This window comes from Spirosoma aerolatum (assembly GCF_002056795.1).
Taxonomy (GTDB): Bacteria; Bacteroidota; Bacteroidia; order Cytophagales; family Spirosomataceae; genus Spirosoma; species Spirosoma aerolatum.
Map to the genome: position 1 here is coordinate 1142479 of NZ_CP020104.1, position 18929 is coordinate 1161407.

Consider the following 18929-nt stretch of genomic DNA (forward strand, 5'->3'; position numbering starts at 1 on the left):
GGAATTATAAATCACCTTTCGGTATTTTCATGAGAGCTGTATAGATAGGCAATCAGACCACTGCCAATCACACTTATAAGATCTGTTACCGTAAACATAAGGTGAATCCAGTTGAGATCGATAGGCAGGAGCGTCAGGAAATAACCGAGTAAATAAATTCCCCAACTACCGATAACCGATAGGGCCGTCAGGCGGATAAGCGGTTGTTTGCTGAGTGCGCCACCCGCCAGTTGATTACGCAGTCGGTTTAGCGTAAACAGGATGAATACATAATCGATGAGGGCAATCAGACCCCAGGTCAGCTTCGGCCCGATCTGAATCTCATTGTCGAACGATAGTTGTTCGTGCCCTATATAACTGGCAATCACCATGAAAAAAGCTGATAGCAATAAGGACGCGAGTGGGTGTTTAATGGATTCGAACCGGATAGTAGTGATAAGAAGAAGATGCAGGAGCAACAATGGAGTAGTTATGAACCAGCCCATATAGCGGTACTGACCAAGGGCGTTATAGGACTCACGCAGCAGCGTTTGGCGGTCGTTCGGGTCCGTGACAGTAGGTAACTCCGCCAATACATCCCGGTAATAAGCTTGCAACAGATAATACACAAAGCTCAATGTTAACGCACAAATAGCCAGCAGATTGGGCATCTGGCTATAGAGTGGTCGTATGGGAGAAAGTGATAGTTTGGTTGAAGAAAGCAGTATGAAGACAAAGTTGCCGACAAAGGCCAGCATCGCTACAATTAGAAAAAAATAGGTAATTATAGGCAGGATGCCTGCTGTACCTGCCGTTGGAATAAATGAGTTGGCTACGTCCATAAACACAAAAAAGGGAGGCATGAATATACCTCCCTTTTCTATATAGCCCTTGGAACCGGGTTTTTATTTTTGCATTCCCTTAATCTGCTCGATTTCTTTCTTCGATCTGTCGATCAACTGCTGGGCGTACGTCCGCAGTGTTTCGTTTTTACCGTATTGCAGGTAGGTAGTAGCCATATCGATAGCGTCCTGACGCTGATCGGCCAGTAAGGTAGCGAAGTTTTTATCCAGATTGCTGGTCAGTTTGTCGCTGGTGCCGGTTTGCTGCAATTTCAGGTTCATGGCCTCAATGTTGCGACTTTGCTGTTGTGTAAACGCCTGGTTCGGGCGAGTAGGCTTCAACTGGCGCATTGTACCATCGACCAGATTGATATCGGCTTCGGTAGCTGGCAACAGCGTTTTTGCCATTTTCAATAGCGATGTATCCTTGCCATTTTGAATTTCCTGTTTCAACAAATCCTGAGCGCCCTGAGCATGAATCTTCGCCTGAAAGGCATAATCAAAGTCAGGGTCTCCAGTGGCTACCAGTTTCTTTATTTTCGTAACCGTCTGTTGTAATGGGGTCAATAAGGCAGTTTTAGCCGGGTCATTGGCTGACTGGGTTGACGTGGCGGCACTTGTGGTTGCCTGAGCACAGGCGGCAAACGAAATTCCAGACAGAGAGAAGGCTAATCCCCAGATCACTAAATTGGATTGTAGCGTTTTCATGCTTTGTAAATGGTTTTTTACAGACAATATCAATCGCCTAAGTAAACGGATTATATACTAAAGACAAAAATGAAGCCAGAAGGTTTAGTTGAATTAATAAGGATTGTTCAAATAAATAAGCATAGTAAATAAAAAAAGGGTCTGACTATGACCCCTTTATGTTATAAAAAGCTGCTATTATAACCGTATGATCTCGGCACCGATAGCGTTCAGCCGGGTATCGATATTCTGGTAACCGCGGTCGATCTGCTCGATGCTGTCGATAATGCTGGTTCCTTTGGCCGACATAGCCGCAATGAGCAATGCAACGCCCGCCCGAATATCGGGCGACGACATGCGAATACCTTTTAGGGGCATCTGCCGATTGAGACCTACCACCGTAGCCCGGTGCGGATCGCACAGAATAATCTGAGCCCCCATGTCGATGAGTTTATCCACAAAGAAGAGTCGACTTTCGAACATTTTCTGGTGGATAAGCAGCGTTCCCTGTGCCTGAACCGCTGTTACCAGCACAATGCTCAGTAAATCGGGCGTGAATCCTGGCCAGGGAGCATCGGCAACGGTCATCATACCACCATCCAGAAACGTCTCGATCTGGTAATGCTCCTGGGCGGGAATGTAAATATCGTCGCCCCGGAATTCCATCTGAATTCCCAGTCGCTTAAACTGGTCGGGGATGATGCCCAGCTCAGAAATCCGGCAGTTTTTGATCGTAATTTCCGACTGGGTCATGGCCGCCAGACCGATAAACGAGCCAATTTCGATCATATCGGGCAACATGGTGTGCTCAGTACCTTTCAGTTCCGATACGCCTTCAATAGTCAGCAGGTTGGAGCCAACCCCCGAAATTTTAGCGCCCATCGAATTGAGCATCCGGCTGAGTTGCTGTAGGTAGGGTTCACAGGCCGCATTATAAATGGTGGTAATTCCTTCAGCCATAACAGCGGCCATGAGCACGTTGGCCGTCCCCGTTACCGACGCTTCGTCCAGCAGCATATAGGTGCCTCGTAGGTTACTGGCATCAACCTGATAATAACCACCATCATTCGCATCATAGTTAAACTGGGCACCCAGCTTCTCAAAGCCGAGAAAATGGGTATCCAACCGACGACGTCCAATTTTATCGCCACCTGGCCGTGGAATTCGTCCTTTTTTGAATCGAGCCAGCATAGGACCCAGCAGCATAACCGAGCCCCGCAGGGCGGCTGCTTTTCGCTTATATGTCTCGGATTCCAAATACTCCAGATTAACATCACTGGCCTGGAAACGGTACGAACTTTCACCAATTTTGGTAACCCAAACCCCTAAATCGCCCAGCAGGTCGATGAGCTGGTTGACATCGCGAATGTTCGGGATATTATGAATCACAACAGGCTCCTTGGTGAGCAGTACAGCACAAAGAATCTGTAAGGCTTCGTTTTTTGCTCCTTGCGGAATAAGTTCGCCTTTGAGTCGGCGTCCACCTGTAATTTGAAAAGATGCCATTTAGGAAATTATGAATAATGTATAATGAATAATGTACAATGAATAATGCTGTTGATAGCTGTGCCAACATTGCACATTATTCATTGTACATTATTCGTTAAAAATTACCGTCTTCGACGGTCGTTGTTTCGGTTTGGGCCACCTGAGCCGCCGTTGCGATTGCCGAAATTTCGGTTGCCATCGCGGTTTTGGCGCCCCTGATTAGAGCCTGGCCCATTATTTCGGTTGCCAAAGTTTCGGTTGCCTCCATCGCGGTTCTGGCGTCCCTGATTCGACCCTCCGTCGCGGTTACGATCATTGCGATAATTCGTATTGCCGCTGATACGCTGGGGCTGATCACCTGTACGCTCGCGCGGGGTAGACTCCACCAGCCCTTCTTCTCGGATGAGCTTGATATCGTCGTAAAGTTTTCCGTTCGAAATTTCGATCAGGCTTTGATAGATGGTTTCATCTTCGACCGATTCTTTATTCCAGGCCTGGTAAAACGTGCGCATCAGGCGAGTCAGGTATGAAACAAACGCTCTACGTTCTTCCTGATCTTCCAGCGCAACGGCTTTTGCTACCAGTAAATCCACATTCCGGCCAAAATGTTTGAATTTCAGATGGTGCGTGTTGTAGGGAACACGCTGTGGCTTTTTACCCAGGGCTTCTTCCGATGGAGGGGGATAGGGGCTGTCGACATCGAGAGTAAAGCCCGACATGATATACAGATCGTCCCACAGTTTGTTGTAGTAGTCCTGTCCATCCTTCATGTTGGGATGAATCTGCCGCATTAACTCGATCAGGATATGTGCGTAGCGGGTACGCTTCTCCCGATCTTCAATGTTGACCATGTTGTCAACCAGCTTTTGGATACTGCTGCCGTATTCTTTCAAAGGCCTTGCCTGGTTTATGTCAATAAGAAAACAAAAGTACGAAGAAAGGACCAAGCGGCAAGGGGCAAAGAAGTAGGGGCATAGGGAATAAGCAAGTGGGAAAGGTTACCTTTGTCATCGACTTCTATTTAGTACCCCTATGTCCTATACTCCCACCTCTTTGCTAACCCGTTACCGCTCCGAAATCACCGATACCATTCGTCTGAGCGTTCCGATTATCATTGCTCAGTTGGGTGTCGTATTGATGGGTGTTACGGATAATCTATTCGTTGGGCGGCTGCTGGGGGCGGTTCCACTAGGGGCTGCCGGGCTGGCCAATTCATTGTCGTTCCTGATGTCGAGTATTGGAGTAGGCGGTTTAACGGTAGTGGCGGCTCTGGTGTCGAAGTCGCAAAACCAAAACGACCCGGCTGCGGTGAACCGACTGTTTCGGGCAGGGCTACGGGTGGGACTTTTGCTGAGTTTCATTTTAGGGAGTCTTTCGGCCTTATTAGCGTTTAATTTTGATCTGTTCGGTCAGAGTGCGGAAGTAACGCGGCTGTCCCGTGATTTTATGCTGATTCTGAGCGCGTCCTTAGTACCGCTGATGGTTTTTGTGGGTGCTCGCCAGCTGTGCGATGGGTTGCGCTATCCACGAGTCGCTATGGCCATTACGCTTTCGGCCCTCTTCCTGAATGCACTGTTTAACTATTTACTCATTAAAGGGATGGGGCCCTTTCCGGCGATGGGGTTGATGGGGTCGGCAATCGCTACGCTCCTATCGCGAACGTTTATGGCGGGAGCTATGCTGATGTACATTTATCGGTCAGATCGCTTTAAACCATTTCTACTTCCCCAATTCCGGGCATTACCAACGAATGCCGAAGCCTGGGAAATTCTGCGGCTCTGTATACCGGGCGGCTTAACTTTCTTCTTTGAGGTAGCTACGTTTTCACTAGCGGTAGTGATTGTGGGCTGGCTTGGGGAGGATCGACTGGCCGCTCACCAGATTGCGATCAATATGGCATCGGTGACGTATATGATGGCTACAGGTATTTCGTCGGCAGCCGCTATACGGGTAAGCGCGTCAGTAGGGCGGGGAAGTCGGGAAGGGGTTCGGCGGGCAGGGATAGCGGCTTTTATGCTGTCGATCAGTTTCATGACGCTGATGGCCTTGGTCTTTCTAACGGCCAACGAATGGCTGGTTACCCTCTACATCCGCGACAATCCGGCCGTAATGCACATTGCGGCTTCACTGGTTATCATTGCCGGCGTGTTCCAGCTTTCCGACGGAGTTCAGGTTGTGGCATTGGGGAGTTTGCGGGGGCTATCCGATGTGAATGTTCCAACGCTGATTACTCTCTTTTCGTATTGGATTGTGGCCTTACCCTTAAGCTACGTATTAGCCTTTCCGCTAGGTCTGGACGCCATTGGTGTCTGGATTGGCTTATTGGCTGGCCTAACCATAGCAGCCGTTCTGCTTACCTGGCGGTTTTTTCGTAGGGTGAAGCTAGTCCAGCTGCCTGCTTTTACTTCATCCTCTTCCCCTCTACTAGAACAGGAAAAGGGAACTTAATTGGCCAATGCCTACCCTTTGCTGTTGTAAGAGGGGAGACGATCATCGCATACGTTCCAGCAACTCGGCACGAGTTGGCCGATTGGCCGTTAGTTCATAAGCAATACCCTGTCGGTCAAGGTCATCCATGAACGAAACATAACTTTCCTTCTCCACGGTGAAAACGTACCAGTTCTCGTAGGGTTCATTGAAGGTTTCAACCTCAGTCAGCGATGACTGCCTTTGCAGGCTTTGGAATTGTGCTGTTTCAAGATCGGCTTGTTTAATAAGAAAATACCACACAGTTTGTAACGCGGGTGGCCCCGCAATTTTCAGTCCACATGTATACTTGCGGGTTTCCACCCGCGTTACAAACTGAAAAGCCTGCATCTCGGTTCGAAATGCAGGCTTTTCAGGATTAAAATGAGGCAACTCGCTACATTTTCTTATTCACGGCCAGATTTGATGCCAGAATGTAGTCGGCCAATACCAGACCAGCTTCATTCAGATACAGGTCTTTTTTCTTCTTGGCAGTCGCTGCAGTTGATGGCGTGCCGGTTTCCTCGGTCGTAGCCGACATTTGCGAAACTTTGTTGGCAGCAGCCCGTTTGCGCTCCGCTTCTTCCCGCTCTTTCCGACGTTTCGACTCCTGGAGTGATACGACTGTATTTTCTTTCGCTTTCTTGAAATCGGCTAAGTCCTGCGCCAGCTTTTTCAGCTCTGGGTCCGATTTCAGCCGTTGCTCAAAACGATCGCGGAGACGAGTAAGTACTTTATCGTCCAGATCGTTCGACTGCTCATAGCGCGTTGAGTTAATATGATCCCAGGGTAATGCGCTTGGCTGTGAGCTTTCACCGTACTCTTCGGCTGAGAAAGCAGAAGGCAATTCTACATCGGGCGTTACCCCTTTGTGTTGCGTACTGCTGCCGTTGATCCGGTAGAATTTCTGAATAGTCATTTTCACCTGACCTACTTTCTCCGGTTCTTTGGGAAGCCACTGGTTCAGATCGATCAGCGTTTGCACGGTGCCTTTCCCGAAGGTTTGACCACCGACGATAATGCCCCGCTTATAATCCTGAATGGCAGCCGCAAAAATTTCGGAAGCCGATGCGCTGAAGCGGTTTACCAGAACGGCCAGCGGACCGTTATAAACCGTTGTTCCACCGTCTTTATCGGCATACACCTCGGTTTCGCCAGATGATTCTTTCACCTGAACTACCGGACCTTTCGGAATAAAGATACCCGTCAGGTCAATGGCTTCGGTAAGCGAACCACCGCCGTTGTCGCGCAGGTCAATGACAATACCGTCTACTTTTTCGCCTTTAAGTTCTTCGACAAACTTCTTCACATCGCTTGTGGTGCTGCTGAAGCCTTCTTCACGCTTACGGGCACCTTCGAAATCGCGATAGAACATTGGAATGTTAATCACACCGATTTTGAAGGGTTTACCATTGTCGGTTACTTCAATGATTTCTTTTTTGGCACGCTGCTCTTCCAGTTTGATCTTCTCCCGCACCAGTCGGATTTCTTTTGGTGGAGCACCCGCAATAGCATCGGGCGAGACAATCTGAATCCGTACAACGGTCCCTTTGGGGCCTTTAATAAGTTTGACGACTTCATCGACCTGCCAGTTCATGGTGTTGACCATTGCTCCATTATCGCCTTGTGCCACCCCGGCAATTTTATCATTTACTTTGATCAAATTGCTTTTAAAGGCCGGGCCACCGGGCAACACCTGCGTTATCTTGATATACTCACCGTCTTCCTGAAGCATGGCACCAATCCCTTCCAGCGACTGGCTCATTTCCTGATTGAACCGATCGGCATTGGTTGGCGAGAAATAGTTCGTATGTGGGTCGAGAGCTTCAGCAAAGGAATTCATATAAATCTGGAATACATCGGCACTCTTGATGCGGTTGTAAGCTTTATCCAGATTCGCGTAACGCTGGTTCATGGTAGCCACAACAGCACTATCTTTCCGATTACCCAGTCGCAGTTCCAACTCCTGATTTTTCAGGATCTTACGCCATAGGTCGTTTTGCTCTTCAACCGTTTTAGGCCAGGGGGCTTTCTCTCGATCAGTATTGAAGGATTCGTCTTCGGTGAACGTGAACGGCTTTTTAAGCTGTTCTTTCACAAAATCGCTGCGCTCTTTGAACCGTTTACGGAACACATTATACAGGTCATAAGCGGCCGTTAAATCACCATTGATCAGGGCATCATCGATCTGATAACGGTATTTTTCGAACGACGCGACATCCGATGCCAATAAATACGTTTTATTACCGTCGAGTTCTTTGAGGTAATTGTCCCACACAACTGACGAGAGCGAGTCATTGAGCCGCACCTTCCGATAGTGGTAGGTCGTCAATAGTTTCGCTACCAGTTGTTCGACCCGCTCCTGGGAAACAGTCGGCTTCAAATCATCGGCTGTCGACGATTGAGACGAGGTTTGTAGGGACGAAGCGTGGCCTACAGCACCATTCGAGGGCAAATCCGGCTGAAAACTCAGCATCAGCACGGGCATAAGAGTCACCAGATACTTCTTCATCTATTATTACCCAGGTTAACGGCGAAAGAGCGAAAGAATGAAAGAGTGAAACTGAACCACTGGTGCAAAACGATTTGGTTCCAATTCACTCTTTCGCTCTTTCATTCTTTCGCTCTTTGGTTATTGTTTTACAATATCAAGTAACTCAACATCGAATACTAATGTTGAGCCGGGTTTAATATCGGCACCGGCACCCCGGTCGCCATAAGCTAAATCAGAGGGGATATAGAGTTTCCATTTAGAGCCAACGGGCATCAACTGGAGCGCTTCAGTCCAGCCTCTGATGACTTCGCCTACACCAAATTCAGCAGGTTGACCGCGCTTGATAGAACTGTCAAATTCAGTACCATCCAGCAATCGGCCAGCATAATGCACTTTCACCCGATCAGTAGCTGTCGGTTTAGGACCGGTACCTTCTTTTTCAATAGAGTATTGCAAACCACTGGCTGTGGTTACTACACCCGTCTTGGTTTTATTCTCGGCCAGAAATGCTTCACCAATTTTTTTGTTCTCAGCCGATGCCTTCATGGCCTCTGCATTTTTGGCGACCATCTGCTTCTGGTAAAAATTCTGAATAACCTGCTGAACCTGATCCATCGACAGCAGCATCGTACCCCCTTTGAGGGCTTCATCAAGACCCTGAGCAATCAGCGCTGAATTGACATCTTTTGGACCTTGCTGCTTGATATTCTGGGCGATACTGACGCCGATGCTATAGCTAAGAGAATCGCGTTCGGAGGTTAAAGTGCCTTTTGCTGGCTTGGGAGCCAGGGCTGTTTTTGGGGCCAAAGCAGGTTTTTTTACGGCAGGCTTTTTGACTTGGGCGGTGGCGGAACCAGCAACTACTAATGCCGATACAGTACCGGCCAGCATCCATTGATTAAACTTCATGCGAAAATAAAACGGGTGTAATTGAATTGAGACCTAATACTACTGAAACGTGAATGAATAGGATAAAAGTTTAACGATAAGCAGGTTCGGCTAAAAAATGTTGATGAGGGGGCTGTCAATTTCAGCCTAATCCTGTCGCTGATCAGGCAAATAAAAGTAGTTGAAAATTTGGCAGAAATCAATTTTAGCCCCTTAAAGTACCGTTAATTTGGATGAACGGTCGTTCAGCGCCAGCCAATGGTGCGCACTTTTGATGAGGAATATCGGAAAAGTCTAAGATTCAGTCGTTATTTCTTCATTTCATCGTATTTTTATTAAATTTTAATCGTACCTTTGCGGCCGAAAAAATAAACTAAATTTCCCTCTCACATATATGGAATCCGTAAGACCCGACGAGATATCAGCGATCCTCCGCCGTCAACTGGCCGGAACACAATCTGAAGCTGAACTCGAAGAAGTCGGTACGGTGCTGCAAATCGGCGACGGCGTAGCGCGTATCTACGGCCTCTCGAAGGTGCAGGCCGGTGAATTGCTGTCGTTCGAGAATGGGCTTCAGGCCATGGCTCTAAACCTTGAAGAAGATAACGTTGGCGCTGTATTGCTCGGCGATTATTCGGAAATCAAAGAAGGCGATACCGTTAAGCGTACCAATCAGATTGCTTATGTAAACGTAGGTGATGGTATTCTTGGCCGCGTTGTCAATACCCTTGGTCTGCCGATTGATGGTATGGGCCCTATTCAGGGTGAGTTGTTTCCCATGCCGATGGAGCGCAAAGCACCAGGTGTAATTTTCCGTCAGCCGGTAAACGAGCCACTTCAAACGGGTATCAAAGCTATCGATGCTATGATCCCCATCGGTCGTGGTCAGCGTGAATTGATTATCGGTGACCGTCAGACGGGTAAAACCGCTGTGGCCATTGATACCATCATCAACCAGAAAGAATTTTACGACAAAGGCCAGCCCGTTTACTGTATTTATGTTGCCTGCGGTCAGAAAGCCTCAACCGTAAAACAGGTAGAAGCTACGCTGCGGAAAGCGGGGGCTATGGATTACACGGTGATTGTGGCGGCCAACGCTTCGGACCCTTCGCCGATGCAGTTCTTTGCTCCCTTTACGGGGGCTGCTATCGGGGAGTTCTTCCGCGATACGGGCCGTCCGGCCCTGGTTGTTTACGATGACCTTTCGAAACAGGCTGTCGCTTACCGCGAAGTGTCGCTGCTGCTGCGTCGTCCGCCAGGACGCGAAGCGTATCCGGGTGACGTATTCTATCTGCACAGCCGGTTGCTGGAGCGGGCTGCCAAGATCAACGCCAACGACGACATCGCGAAAAACATGAACGACCTGCCACCATCTTTGAAAGACAAGGTGAAAGGGGGTGGTTCGCTGACGGCGTTGCCAATCATCGAAACACAGGCAGGTGACGTTTCGGCTTATATTCCAACCAACGTAATCTCGATCACCGACGGTCAGATCTTCCTGGAGTCGAACCTGTTTAACTCGGGTATCCGTCCGGCCATCAACGTAGGTATCTCGGTATCGCGGGTAGGTGGTAACGCCCAGATCAAGTCGATGAAGAAAGTGGCAGGTACACTGAAACTCGATCAGGCTCAGTTCCGCGAGCTGGAAGCGTTTGCCAAGTTCGGTTCTGACCTGGATGCGTCGACGAAACTGACCATTGAGCGGGGACGTCGGAATCAGGAAATGCTGAAACAGGCGCAGTACTCGCCCGTTCCGGTTGAACAGCAGGTGGCCATCATCTATGCGTCGACTAACGGCTTACTAGACAAAGTTCCTGTCAACAAGGTAAAAGCGTTCGAAAGTGAGTTTGGTATGGTGTTGAGCGCTCAGTATCCGAAGGTACTGGACGAGCTGCGTGCCGGTAAACTGACCGACGAAGGTACAGCAACCTTGAAGAAAGTAGCCGCTGATCTATCAGCAAATTATTAATTTTCTAAGGAGTTAGGAGCGAGGAGTCAGGAGAGAGAATACTGATGCGTTCGGTTTTCTCCTCGCTCCTGATTCCTCACTATTAACTCCTTTTTATTAATAGCTTAAGGAGTTAGGAACGAAACTAGGGAATATTATATGTGCGTCGGCAACTCCTTACTCCTCGCTCCTAACTACTAACTCCTTAAAGGAATGGCCTCACTAAAAGAAGTACGCGCCCGGATTGCTTCGATCAACTCGACTCAGCAGATTACCAAAGCCATGAAAATGGTGTCGGCAGCTAAACTGCGTCGGGCGCAGGATAACATAACGCAATTGCGTCCCTACGCCCAGAAACTGAGTCAGATGCTTGGAACAGTATCGGCAGGGGCGGAAACGGCTTCGGAAAGTCCATATAAGCAAACACGGACTATTGGGCGGGTCCTGATCATTGTGATTACCTCTGATCGTGGATTGGCCGGGGCATTCAACTCGAATGCGATAAAAGGAGCATTGACACTGATCGATGAAAAGTATTCGACACAGGCCCGCTCGGGTAATGTAGAAATTATGGCCATTGGTAAGAAAGGTGCAGAAGCGTTTCAGCGCCGTGGCTTTAAAGTGAATACAAACCACATCGATACGTTTAATTCACTCAATTTTGGTACGGTTCGGGCTGCGGCCGAAGAGGCTATGGAAGGCTTTGCCAATGGTCGTTACGATGTGGTAGAGGTCGTTTATAATGAGTTCCGTAATGCAGCGGTACAAATTATTCGGACCGAACAGATACTGCCAATCGTAGCGGCTGAGCCGACTGCGGGGAGCAGCAATTCCATCAATTACCTGTTCGAGCCTTCGGAAGAGCAGATTGTGACGGAACTGATCCCCAAAACGATTAAGATTCAACTCTACAAAGCGGTTCTGGATTCAAATGCGGCTGAGCATGGTGCCCGGATGACCGCTATGGATAAGGCAACCGAGAATGCTGGCGAACTGCTGAAAGAGCTTCGGTTGGTATACAACCGGACTCGGCAGGCTGCAATTACTACCGAAATTCTTGAAATTGTGGGAGGTGCCGAAGCCCTTGCCAACGGCTAATAATCGACTTACCGTTAAAAAAATAAAGCCACTCCTTTATCAAGAAGTGGCTTTATTTTTTTGTAACTTTTACTAACTCATTGCAACGCTTTACGGCTAGATTGCGTCATGGAAAAAGGAAGCAGAAGCGCTCGCCAAGCCAGAACGCGCCCGTTGGTCAAGTCAAGTTAAAGCCTTGTTAAAAATACTTAATTATAAAGTATGTCCATTGATTACCAGTCTTTTAACGATCTGTTTCTGCCTAAATATTTAACCCGGAATCGAAACGCATGAAGCACTTTTGTTGTTATTAAGTTGTCATATACGAATGACTAATTCCCTAACGTTAATTAAGCGGTTTAAGGACCATTTAACGACTCAAAATACATGAAACTCAAAGGCATAATAACTAGTCTGTTCGTCGTCGGTACGCTGGCGTCCTGTGCTCCTGCTATTACTGTTAAATACGACTACGACCCTAAAGTGAATGTTCGTCAGTTTACGACCTACCGGATCGAAGCTGACCGCCAACGGAATGCTGATCCCATTGTGGGTAGCAACCTCAACCAGCGTCGGATTGCTGATGCGCTTGACCAGTCGCTGAAATCGCGTGGCTACAAACCCGTAACACAGGGTGAAGCCGATCTGGTTGTCCGGTTCTTTATGGATTCGAAAGATCGTCAGCAAATCCAGTCGAATAACATGTATTCGCCTTATTCGTGGTGGTATGGTGGTATGGGCAATAACGTGTATTCGCGTCAATACGAAGAGAACCGTGTGGTAATCAACGTACTGGATGCTCGTACTAATGACATCATCTGGCAAGGTTGGGCAACAGGGCAGCTCAACACCCGTAACAAAGAACGTGATCGTGATCAGGCCTTCCGTGAAACGGTTTCCAGTATCATGAAAAACTTCCCTGAAAGTGCTGGCCAGGATTATGGCGCGGCTCGTTAAGTGAGGTTTTAAAGTAGTATAATAAAAACCTGTCCTCTACAAAGGACAGGTTTTTTTATGGCCATAGCTTTTTGTTATTTTGCGCCTTTCGTTTTCAGGTTATGTCCACCGTAAGCCGAGGAGTTATTTATTCGCTCGTGGCAGTTGTCATTGTGCTGCTGTTAGGCATTATGGCGTTGCTTGGTGTGGCCTATAACCGACATCAACGACTGGAAGACGCTACAATTGATCTTCAGAGAAATCTGACCCAGCAGGAGAGTAAAATCAACGAATTGCAGGAGCGGTTACAGGATTGTGATACAACTAAAGCAATGGCACCTATCGATACGTCCTGGAATACGGTACCCGTCGATACACCAACGAAGGCCGTTTCTCAATCTCCGCCACTCAACTGGTAATAAAAAAGGCATCCATGACAGATGCCTTTCTACGTTCTCATAGGTTGGTTATTCGTCAAATACGTTGCCATCGTAGGTAACGCTGGCGAGTTTTTTATCGAGATAATAAATCTGGTCGGATGGGATCTGGTCGATCAGTTCGAGGCAGCGACGGGCAATGTACTCTTCTTCCATTTGCTCTTTTACATACCACTTCAGCAGCTCTTCGGTTGCATAGTCGCTTTCGCGACGGCAGATACCGATAATGCGGTTGATCGAGTCTGTTACCGAAACTTCCTGTTCCAAAGCCCCTTCAAATAAAGATTTTAGTGAGTCGAATTCCTGTGCAACTGCTGGAACTTCGGGCGAATAAGCTGTAGCACCCTGGTCGCAGAGATAGTGGAAAAGTTTCATTGCATGGTGGCGCTCCTCATTCGACTGCTTATAAAAGAACCCTGCACAGTGGTCAAGTCCGTTACGGTCGCACCAGCCCGCCATCGCCAGGTATTTTGACGAGGATATCATTTCCATCTGTATTTGCTGGTTCAGCGCCAGCTCAACACTCTCTTTGATTGCGGTGCGAAGTCTTGCTAAGTCTTTCATAGTTAAATGGCTGTTGCCGGTGAGATCTTTTCCCAAAAGAACAAAAAAAACCGGCTCATGTTATAAAGCCGGCTGACTATCAAGAAATTTAGACGGAATCTATTTATGCTGGCTGGGGTAGGGTACAGCCACATTCGCGTAGCATGGAGTTCAGGTCCAGCATAAGTTTGGCACCGTTGAGCAACTCACGCAGATGAACAATCTCGCATAGGGTAAGCACATAACAACGCTCTGAACGGGGAAGTGTCAGGATTTCAACGTCATCGGATGCGGCTGTACTAAGCGCCATCTGCCGAATGTCGACAGTTTCGACCATACGACGAAACTGGGCAAAGTCGCGGGCTGAAAACTGCGTGCGGGTATTCCAGAATTCCAGAATCAGGCGATAGCTCGCATCACATTGATAAACAACACCTTTGTCGGTTCGGAAGACTTCCTGATAGGTTGTCGGTACGTTACTGGTCATGGGTACGCAAATGAACGCACAAAGATAAGCCAAAACTATTAATTTAGATAGTTTCTAAACAGTATTTTATAAGGCAGTTAACGAGCGGTCGAATTGATTGATTGGGCCGAGCTGGCTGTCACTGGTAACCAGCCTGTTTTTCCAGTAGAACTTCGGACAAGTTGGAAGACATCGGTTCGGGCTAGCACATCGACGGTAGAGCCTATAGGTAATGTAGTGATAATCCCCGCCTGTTGGTCAGCAGCATCCCGAAGCGTACCCGGTGTCGATAACGTTAAACGCCGAATGGGCTGTTTAGGCGTTTCTGTAGTACTATTGAGAACATAGCCTGTCAGGCCATCCGGGGTTTCGATTCGTAACCAGGTTTCCGTTCCGCCGAGAATGGTCAAAGCTGATAATTTAGGCAACTCACGCACGATAGGCGACTCACTGCCAGGTGACAGGCGAACCAGCGATTTTGCGGCCGACACACGTATCGAATCACCTAAACGGGCAGTAGACAGGGGCATCTGTTTGGCCGGGCCGCGCCCAAGTCGAACGAAAGGGAGCGGGTCAGTAGCTCCATCTGTCAAGCCATAAATGCCAAAATGCAGATGAGGGCCAGTTGTACGGGCATTGCCGGTATTACCCACGAAGCCAATCGTATCGCCTACCGAAACGCGTTGCCCATTATTGACATGCCAACTGTCCAGATGAGCGTAATAAAGCCGGATTTCTCGTTCGTTATCCGTCAGGAAGGCAACGTTGCCACCCAGCGAGTTAGTGCCAACGCCTGTAACAACTCCATTGGCCGAAGCGAGTGCGGGCGTTCCTTTGGGAGCAAAAATATCAATACCCTCGTGCCGACGGCGACCTCCATCGCGGGCTGCGCCAAAATAGCTGCTAATTTGACGACTATCGCGCCCTTTGACGGGAAAAGCCAAAGCAGGTTCACGTGTAATTGAAATGGTGTAGCTGGCGCTTCGGAGTAGTTCTGGCTGAATACGGATCAGATACGGCTGATTTTTTCGAGGCTCCCAGGTCAGCACATTCGTATCGGCTTTCGATGCTGCCGTTAAAGACATCCGGTTTCGATCGTCAAGCGAAAATACATCGATAAAAATCTGCGTGGTTTTTTGCCCCTGTGTTTCTACCCGAATCAGGAACCGATCTCCCCGTTGTCCATCCAGCCGATAGCCTACAGCAAATGCTTTGTTGGCCGAAAAATAACCACTTTCCCGGTATGGAACCGTGATTTTCAGCGAGTCGTGGAGAGCTCGGTCGGCAGCCGCCAGCCAATCGGTACCCAGGGCGGTCTGATCCAGCTTTGCTTCCTTAAGCGATTGGCCGTATTGATCGTGGGGCGACGTGGAACGAAACAAATTGGTGGCCGGTCCAATACCTGTGCAGGCACTAAGCCAGCCAGCGATAAGTCCTGCCAAAAGAAGGTGAGAATAATACTTAATTACCATAGTTGTACTATAGTATTAAACGACTTTGTTGCGGTGATATTTCAATTGTGATAAATAGACAACCATTCCCAAACCAACCAGAATACTAAGGAATGGTAGTAAAAAGGATACAACAGCGGCAAATGCATACGTAATGGCACTAATCAGATGGCTGGCCCGAATGGTGTGTATACGTACGTCGCCAACAGGGTGTTTAATGAGTCGATAGTTGTCGGTAGCATAGGTCCACATCACAAATAAGACCCAGGAAATCCCGGAGAAAAGGAACATATACAGCGCCGACGAAAGAGAATGAGCCGGAGTGTTGATATAATCGGCCAGTAGCGAGGTCGTAAACGGAATAATACTGACTAGTAGTAGCAGAAGGCCGTTGTAAAACATAAACCGGACATCGCTACGCTGGATGACATTGTACATCCGATGATGATTGAGCCAGATGATAAAGATGGTTGTGAAGCTGACAAAATAGGCGATGTAATTTGGCCATTGATGAAACAGCGCTAAGGCCAGCGACTGGCTGGAGGTTGTAGCCCGCAGACTGGGCGTTTTTAACTGAAACGTAAGCAGGGTAATGTCAATGGCGAAAACCCCATCGCTGAAGGTTTCCATGCGTAGGGTTTCGTTTTCCTGGAAATCTGCCATTTGCCGTTATGTCATTCATTGACAGACAAACGGTTGAATAAGCCAATAAGTTATGAAATGAACTGCACTTAAAGTAACGCGGGTTCCTACCCGCGTTATATGCCTAAAAATTGCGGGTTTCCACCCGCCTTACTACAGCGGTTTCTAACTGTTGGAACTCACTGTCAGATAGTGTTGTGCTGGCTACGCTTAGAAGGTTTTGCAGAACAAAAGGCGGAGCAGTTGCCTGTACTTCTTTGAAGAAAGCTGTTCGTTCGCCGGAGTGCAGGGCTGGAATCATATACCGATACGATAAACCAGCATCGGCTGGCGACATACTAGCAATAATTTCCCGCGTAACACTCTGAATCTCTTCGTCTGTACAGAGGGCGTAGGTTTGCGCGGTAGTGTCGGTTTCTTCTTCGTCCATATGCATCAGGTAGACCGATACAAACCGATTAAGTGCCAGATAAAAATCATAGCCCAGACCAGGCCGGACGGATAAAGGGCTGGCCTGGGTGGTTGCCAACCGATGCTCAAGATCGGCAATGAGCTGATCGATTTTTTCATGTTCGGCCTGGTCATGAGCCGATGCACCGGGACATTTGGCTTCGATAAGGGGTAGGCTATACGCTTCTTCTTTGTGTGCATGCATATGCAGGAAGTGAACCAGCTCGTTAACCTGGGCTTTTAGGGCTTCCAGCTCATGGTCGATCGTAAAATCGGTGCGACCTGCTAAATAGGTAGTATCGAACAGCGTTTTACGCAGGGCTTTATGCACTTTGCGGAAGGTGTCGGGACGTTCTAAGGTGTTCATAAGTAGTTGTTGGTTAACACGACAAAACTAGCTATGCTGAAACACCTTAACCAGTAAAATACCTACCAGTTGTGAAAGAAGGTGGGTGAATCGAAGAAAGGGCCGGGTGAAGTGTAAAGTTGCCAGATAATCGAACACGGATTGGTATGATGATTATGATCTGTGTAAATCATAATCATCATACCAATCCGTGTTCGATTATCGGATTATTTCCGTTTTGTCAATAAATAAACGGGTACACCCAATCCGGCAATCAGGAGCCCCATACCGGTGTTGAATGTTTTGGTATATAGCAGAATGATACAAATGGCCAGTGCCGCAACGATGTACAGAGCTGGAACAATCGGATAGCCAAACGCCCGGTATGGTCGCTCGGTATTCGGTTCGGTGCGACGAAGCCGGAAAAGACCAGCAATGGTTACCATATAAAACACCAGCGAAGCAAAAGTACAGTAGTCCAGCAGGTCGCCGTATTTGCCAGATAGGCAGAGAACGGATGCCCAGATGCACTGAACCCAAAGTGCCCGGCCTGGCACAGCATGCTGGTTGAGGTGCGATGCCTGTTTCAGAAACAGCCCATCTTTTGCCATTGCGTAGTAGAGTCGTGCTCCCGCCAGAATCAACCCGTTGTTACAGCCGAAGGTCGAAATCATAATCAGCACAGCCATAATAGCGACCGCTACGTTACCGAAAATGGTTTCAACAGCGGCTGTGGCCACGCGGTCGGCAACGGCAAACTGAATACCCCGGCTGATGATGTCGGTGCCGTTGGGCGATCCTTTCAGGGGAAGGAGGGAGAGGTACGATACATTCGCCAGAAAATAAATCGTTGTTACGATCAGCGTGCCAAAAAACAGGGCTAACGGAATATTCCGGCGCGGATTCTTGATTTCTCCAGCAATGAACGTCACGTTGTTCCAGGCATCAGCCGAAAATAGCGATCCAATCATCGACGTACCAAAAGCCAGAATCAGCGCCATACCCGCCAGTGGAATTACGTCGCCGGTAGCTGATGTCGTACTGGCTTCCCAGGCATTGGTCAGGTTGGTTGATAGTAAACCGCTGCTTAATCCGATGGTAATACCAATCACGATCAAACCCAGCAGAGCAATCAGTTTAGCAGAAGTGAACACGTTCTGGATGAATTTCCCACTTTGCACCCCCCGGCTATTTAACCAGGTAAGAAATACCAGGCTCGATATGGCAAACAATGATCCGAGCGTCACTTTTATGGGGCCTAGTGCCAGCAGCACATTATCTGGCCCTAAAGCCGGAATAAAGACAGCGGTATACTTGGTGAAAGCCACGGCTACAGCCGCAATGGTTCCGGTCTGGATAACCATGAATACCGTCCAGCCATAGACGAAGCCCGTCAAGGGGCCGAAAGCGCGTTGAATATAGATATATTGTCCACCCGCCTTGGGCATCATGCCCGCCAGCTCACCATAACTTAGTGCAGCGGCTACCGTCAAGACGCCGGTAAGCACCCATAACATAAGCAACCAGCCCGACGACCCCAGGTTGCGGGCCATATCGGCCGATACAATAAAAACGCCGGAGCCAATCATGGAGCCGGATACAATAAGCGTAGAGTCGAGCAGACTCAGTGAGCGGTTAAATTCGGTGGGTTCGGCGTTGGTTTCGACCGACGAAACGGAATTAGAGACGTTTTCTGCCATGAAGAAGAAGATATAGATACAAGAACCGCTCAATTCGTCAGAAAAGCAAACAGGTACCCCTAAATTCTATGGCTGACGGCTGAGTTACC

At 48.4% G+C, this 18929-nt stretch carries 18 protein-coding genes; 5 read left to right on the top strand and 13 right to left on the bottom strand.

The window, feature by feature from the left end; all coding sequences use genetic code 11:
• Positions 1 to 11: 11 nt before the first annotated feature.
• From B5M13_RS04690 to B5M13_RS04705, 4 genes are all read right to left on the bottom strand, one after another.
• Positions 12 to 842 carry a bacteriorhodopsin gene (locus tag B5M13_RS04690; protein ID WP_245859771.1) on the bottom strand — a complete coding sequence of 277 codons (831 nt, stop codon included), beginning with the start codon at positions 840 to 842 and terminating at the stop codon, positions 12 to 14.
• A 42-nt stretch (positions 843 to 884) separates the two neighbouring features.
• Positions 885 to 1529 (bottom strand): DUF305 domain-containing protein, encoded by a 645-nt coding sequence (locus tag B5M13_RS04695; protein ID WP_080054530.1) that lies wholly within the window; start codon positions 1527 to 1529, stop codon positions 885 to 887.
• A gap of 177 nt (positions 1530 to 1706) precedes the next feature.
• Entirely contained in the window at positions 1707 to 3014 is a 1308-nt protein-coding gene (gene murA / locus B5M13_RS04700; protein ID WP_080054531.1) for a UDP-N-acetylglucosamine 1-carboxyvinyltransferase, read from the bottom strand.
• A 104-nt stretch (positions 3015 to 3118) separates the two neighbouring features.
• Positions 3119 to 3889: a DUF4290 domain-containing protein gene (locus B5M13_RS04705; protein ID WP_080054532.1), complete on the bottom strand. Its 771-nt coding sequence runs from the start codon at positions 3887 to 3889 to the stop codon at positions 3119 to 3121.
• A gap of 139 nt (positions 3890 to 4028) precedes the next feature.
• Here B5M13_RS04705 and B5M13_RS04710 point away from each other — a divergent pair, with 139 nt between their 5' ends.
• Complete coding sequence (locus B5M13_RS04710) at positions 4029 to 5444, top strand: MATE family efflux transporter (RefSeq protein WP_080054533.1); 1416 nt, start codon at positions 4029 to 4031, stop codon at positions 5442 to 5444.
• 42 nt (positions 5445 to 5486) lie between these two features.
• Here the strand turns inward: B5M13_RS04710 and B5M13_RS04715 are convergent, their stop codons facing one another.
• The 3 genes from B5M13_RS04715 to B5M13_RS04725 all read right to left on the bottom strand — a co-directional run bounded on the left by B5M13_RS04715 (position 5487) and on the right by B5M13_RS04725 (position 8865).
• On the bottom strand, positions 5487 to 5813 hold the full coding sequence (locus tag B5M13_RS04715; protein WP_317046984.1) for a hypothetical protein: 327 nt from the start codon (positions 5811 to 5813) through the stop codon (positions 5487 to 5489).
• 46 nt (positions 5814 to 5859) lie between these two features.
• Positions 5860 to 7974, bottom strand: coding sequence for a carboxy terminal-processing peptidase (locus tag B5M13_RS04720; RefSeq protein WP_080054534.1), 2115 nt, complete (start codon positions 7972 to 7974; stop codon positions 5860 to 5862).
• Positions 7975 to 8094: 120 nt separating this feature from the next.
• The gene (locus B5M13_RS04725) at positions 8095 to 8865 is read right to left on the bottom strand and encodes an FKBP-type peptidyl-prolyl cis-trans isomerase (protein ID WP_245859773.1); all 771 of its coding nucleotides are present in this window, start codon (positions 8863 to 8865) and stop codon (positions 8095 to 8097) included.
• Positions 8866 to 9238: 373 nt separating this feature from the next.
• Here B5M13_RS04725 and atpA point away from each other — a divergent pair, with 373 nt between their 5' ends.
• The 4 genes from atpA to B5M13_RS04745 all read left to right on the top strand — a co-directional run bounded on the left by atpA (position 9239) and on the right by B5M13_RS04745 (position 13224).
• The gene (atpA, locus tag B5M13_RS04730; protein WP_080054536.1) at positions 9239 to 10813 is read left to right on the top strand and encodes a F0F1 ATP synthase subunit alpha; all 1575 of its coding nucleotides are present in this window, start codon (positions 9239 to 9241) and stop codon (positions 10811 to 10813) included.
• 192 nt (positions 10814 to 11005) lie between these two features.
• Positions 11006 to 11890, top strand: coding sequence for an ATP synthase F1 subunit gamma (gene atpG / locus B5M13_RS04735; RefSeq protein WP_080054537.1), 885 nt, complete (start codon positions 11006 to 11008; stop codon positions 11888 to 11890).
• A gap of 366 nt (positions 11891 to 12256) precedes the next feature.
• The gene (locus tag B5M13_RS04740) at positions 12257 to 12826 is read left to right on the top strand and encodes a DUF4136 domain-containing protein (RefSeq protein ID WP_080054538.1); all 570 of its coding nucleotides are present in this window, start codon (positions 12257 to 12259) and stop codon (positions 12824 to 12826) included.
• A 101-nt stretch (positions 12827 to 12927) separates the two neighbouring features.
• Complete coding sequence (locus B5M13_RS04745; RefSeq protein ID WP_080054539.1) at positions 12928 to 13224, top strand: hypothetical protein; 297 nt, start codon at positions 12928 to 12930, stop codon at positions 13222 to 13224.
• 48 nt (positions 13225 to 13272) lie between these two features.
• On the opposite strand, the gene B5M13_RS04750 is transcribed toward B5M13_RS04745, so the two are convergent.
• The 6 genes from B5M13_RS04750 to B5M13_RS04775 all read right to left on the bottom strand — a co-directional run bounded on the left by B5M13_RS04750 (position 13273) and on the right by B5M13_RS04775 (position 18840).
• Complete coding sequence (locus B5M13_RS04750) at positions 13273 to 13806, bottom strand: ferritin (RefSeq protein WP_080054540.1); 534 nt, start codon at positions 13804 to 13806, stop codon at positions 13273 to 13275.
• Positions 13807 to 13909: 103 nt separating this feature from the next.
• Positions 13910 to 14272 carry a hypothetical protein gene (locus tag B5M13_RS04755; protein WP_080054541.1) on the bottom strand — a complete coding sequence of 121 codons (363 nt, stop codon included), beginning with the start codon at positions 14270 to 14272 and terminating at the stop codon, positions 13910 to 13912.
• 77 nt (positions 14273 to 14349) lie between these two features.
• Positions 14350 to 15723 carry a peptidoglycan DD-metalloendopeptidase family protein gene (locus tag B5M13_RS04760; RefSeq protein WP_080054542.1) on the bottom strand — a complete coding sequence of 458 codons (1374 nt, stop codon included), beginning with the start codon at positions 15721 to 15723 and terminating at the stop codon, positions 14350 to 14352.
• 15 nt (positions 15724 to 15738) lie between these two features.
• Positions 15739 to 16365, bottom strand: a complete 627-nt coding sequence (locus B5M13_RS04765; protein WP_080054543.1) for a TMEM175 family protein — start codon at positions 16363 to 16365, stop codon at positions 15739 to 15741.
• 103 nt (positions 16366 to 16468) lie between these two features.
• Positions 16469 to 17161 (bottom strand): hemerythrin domain-containing protein, encoded by a 693-nt coding sequence (locus tag B5M13_RS04770; protein WP_080054544.1) that lies wholly within the window; start codon positions 17159 to 17161, stop codon positions 16469 to 16471.
• A 206-nt stretch (positions 17162 to 17367) separates the two neighbouring features.
• Complete coding sequence (locus B5M13_RS04775; protein ID WP_080054545.1) at positions 17368 to 18840, bottom strand: APC family permease; 1473 nt, start codon at positions 18838 to 18840, stop codon at positions 17368 to 17370.
• Positions 18841 to 18929: the final 89 nt, after the last annotated feature.

Bases quoted from the DNA above. Each gene is read 5' to 3' on its own strand.
- B5M13_RS04690 (WP_245859771.1), bottom strand. From the start codon at position 842: ATGCCTCCCTTTTTTGTGTTTATGGACGTAGCCAACTCATTTATTCCA.
- B5M13_RS04695 (WP_080054530.1), bottom strand. From the start codon at position 1,529: ATGAAAACGCTACAATCCAATTTAGTGATCTGGGGATTAGCCTTCTCT.
- murA (WP_080054531.1), bottom strand. From the start codon at position 3,014: ATGGCATCTTTTCAAATTACAGGTGGACGCCGACTCAAAGGCGAACTT.
- B5M13_RS04710 (WP_080054533.1), top strand. From the start codon at position 4,029: ATGTCCTATACTCCCACCTCTTTGCTAACCCGTTACCGCTCCGAAATC.
- B5M13_RS04715 (WP_317046984.1), bottom strand. From the start codon at position 5,813: ATGCAGGCTTTTCAGTTTGTAACGCGGGTGGAAACCCGCAAGTATACA.
- B5M13_RS04720 (WP_080054534.1), bottom strand. From the start codon at position 7,974: ATGAAGAAGTATCTGGTGACTCTTATGCCCGTGCTGATGCTGAGTTTT.
- B5M13_RS04725 (WP_245859773.1), bottom strand. From the start codon at position 8,865: ATGAAGTTTAATCAATGGATGCTGGCCGGTACTGTATCGGCATTAGTA.
- atpA (WP_080054536.1), top strand. From the start codon at position 9,239: ATGGAATCCGTAAGACCCGACGAGATATCAGCGATCCTCCGCCGTCAA.
- atpG (WP_080054537.1), top strand. From the start codon at position 11,006: ATGGCCTCACTAAAAGAAGTACGCGCCCGGATTGCTTCGATCAACTCG.
- B5M13_RS04740 (WP_080054538.1), top strand. From the start codon at position 12,257: ATGAAACTCAAAGGCATAATAACTAGTCTGTTCGTCGTCGGTACGCTG.
- B5M13_RS04745 (WP_080054539.1), top strand. From the start codon at position 12,928: ATGTCCACCGTAAGCCGAGGAGTTATTTATTCGCTCGTGGCAGTTGTC.
- B5M13_RS04750 (WP_080054540.1), bottom strand. From the start codon at position 13,806: ATGAAAGACTTAGCAAGACTTCGCACCGCAATCAAAGAGAGTGTTGAG.
- B5M13_RS04755 (WP_080054541.1), bottom strand. From the start codon at position 14,272: ATGACCAGTAACGTACCGACAACCTATCAGGAAGTCTTCCGAACCGAC.
- B5M13_RS04760 (WP_080054542.1), bottom strand. From the start codon at position 15,723: ATGGTAATTAAGTATTATTCTCACCTTCTTTTGGCAGGACTTATCGCT.
- B5M13_RS04765 (WP_080054543.1), bottom strand. From the start codon at position 16,365: ATGGCAGATTTCCAGGAAAACGAAACCCTACGCATGGAAACCTTCAGC.
- B5M13_RS04770 (WP_080054544.1), bottom strand. From the start codon at position 17,161: ATGAACACCTTAGAACGTCCCGACACCTTCCGCAAAGTGCATAAAGCC.
- B5M13_RS04775 (WP_080054545.1), bottom strand. From the start codon at position 18,840: ATGGCAGAAAACGTCTCTAATTCCGTTTCGTCGGTCGAAACCAACGCC.